Source organism: Gilvibacter sp., assembly GCF_013214815.1.
Lineage (GTDB): Bacteria > Bacteroidota > Bacteroidia > Flavobacteriales > Flavobacteriaceae > Gilvibacter.
In genome coordinates, this window is sequence record NZ_JABSPU010000144.1 from 1 (window position 1) to 2,124 (window position 2,124).

3 protein-coding genes are annotated in these 2,124 nt (G+C 43.8%); all 3 read right to left on the reverse strand.

Going from position 1 to position 2,124, the window contains the following annotated elements; genetic code table 11:
- Positions 1 to 86: 86 nt before the first annotated feature.
- A complete protein-coding gene (locus HRT75_RS14690) occupies positions 87 to 992 on the reverse strand; it encodes an aldo/keto reductase family oxidoreductase (RefSeq protein WP_291188355.1) in 906 nt (301 codons plus the stop codon).
- Between the two features lie 2 nt (positions 993 to 994).
- Complete coding sequence (locus HRT75_RS14695) at positions 995 to 1,483, reverse strand: YdeI/OmpD-associated family protein (RefSeq protein WP_291188358.1); 489 nt, start codon at positions 1,481 to 1,483, stop codon at positions 995 to 997.
- On the reverse strand, positions 1,484 to 2,124 hold a 641-nt coding region (locus tag HRT75_RS14700; protein WP_291188361.1), incomplete at its 5' end, for a septum formation inhibitor Maf.

The following is a 2,124-nucleotide window of genomic DNA, read 5'->3' on the forward strand; positions in this document are numbered from 1 at the left end:
TCCCGGCAAATCGTAAAAATCCGACTCAACATGGGATGCCGTACGGGTGTTCCAGATGGCTTTATTTATTGCTTTGTAATCCATTGTTATGCAACTTCATGGCCTAATTTTGCCTCGTAAATTCTAAACCACTGTTCATCGGTGAGTGCTATGCTTTGTGCATTTACGGCATCCTTTAAACGTTCAATTTTACCACTCCCAACAATAGGCATGATGCCCACAGGGTGTTTGAGTAGCCATGCATACATGACCGTGGCTATATCGGTACTAAGTTCTGCGCCAATGGTATGGATAACTTCTAACAAGGGTATGCGATCTTTGGTTGCCGAGGAGAAAAGTTTCCCTCCGGCCAAAGGAGACCAAGCCATTGGATGCATACGCTTTTCAAGCAGATAATCAATATTGCCGTTGTCAAAATGCTCCAAACAATTCACGGAGATTTCAATTTGATTAGTGATCAGGTCTTGATCCAAGTAGGATTGCAAGGTTTGTGTTTGCTGAGGTGTGAAATTTGAAACTCCAAAGTAGCGCACTTTTCCGCTTTGCTTTAGATGATCAAAGGCGCGTGCAACTTCATTCGGATCATATAGAGGTGAGGGTCTGTGCAAAAGCAAGACATCCAAATAATCCGTCTGTAAATTTTTCAAGGACTGCTCCGCGCTGCCTACAATATGATCGTAGCTCAGATCATAGGATTTGACTGTTCGCTCCGGATATTTTTCAGAGAGGAGTTTGATCCCGCATTTGCTAACCAATTCCAATTGGTCGCGCAAACTTGATTTTTTGGCCAAGGCCTTTCCAAAGATGGCTTCACATTCGTAATCCCCGTAGATGTCGGCGTGATCAATGGTAGTGACTCCCAGGTCTAAACCTTGCTCGAGTAAATTCAAGATATCCTCCTGGGAGTAATCCCAATCTTTCAAGCGCCAATAGCCGTGAATGAAGGTTGAAAAGCTGAGGTCTTCAGTAAGTTGTTTTCTGCTGGATTGCATGCTCAGAATTTAATGGTTCTAATGTTAGTTACTCCTTGTTTTAGAAGATCGGCGATCTTTAAGGCGCGATCGATCTGTTTGTCTGTATTATTCACCGCAGCTACTGCAGCTAAAATGCTGCGTTGACCTCCTGGGGTCAGTTTTTCAAGGATGGCTTCCGCCTCTGGATCTGTCCGGATCACCTCCGCAAAGGTCTCGGGTACTTCAAACTGGTATTTGGTATCGTCTATTTTCACTGTGGCCTTAACCTCGCTTCCCAATTCCAATTCCAGCGCTTTCATGTGCTTTTTGCTCAGCATGATAAAATGCCCAAAGGCTTTTCTAAAAAGTATGGCTGCGTGTACCTTGTATTCCTTGCTGAGGTGTACAATGACCCGCTTATTGCCACCTTCCTTCAATGCGTCAATATGCGCCTCGGGTAAGGGCAGGTAGCAGGACCAGCCTTTGCCTTGCTGTTTGACGGTGGTTGTATAGGAATAGGTCTCTGCCACTTATTTTAGTCCTAAAGTGTCTCTTAAAACGCTGTCGCTGTTACTGTTTCTACGCCAGTAGTCAGATCGAATACTTTTTATTAAGGTTCCTGTAGTGGTAATCATATCACTGCTTCCAAAACCTTTGGGATGGCTTTCTTCCCAGCCCATTATTTGATGTGGAAAGGCTGTTTGAAACTCGATTTTAAGCTCGCGCTTCAGTTCGGGATAGGTCACCGTATAACTGCTGATACTGTCTGTGGTATTAAGACTAGCTGAAGCTTTGTAAGCTTGTGCTTTGACATGCTTTAAGCGGAGGTAGAAGAAGCTCGGGATGATTTCCAGATCTCCTTGCGGTAAATTATCTGATTGCAAACGAATCATAGCCCAAAGGTCATCTTCTAAAAGAGCTTTACTCAGACGCAACCCTTCTTGTCCTTCTCCTTGAAAATACGAGTTGATATCAATTTCAAACTGATCCGTATTCTTAAGCTCCATATAAACATGCCCACACCATTCTTGAACAGAAGTGGCAATCTTTAAACTGTGCTGCCCCTCCCCAAAAGGAAAGAAGCTTGAATTGATCATGGAATAAGGATAGATCCCTGTATTGAAATTCTTGGTAAAATTCAGTTTGAGCACTGATGGATCCGCCGCCGTTG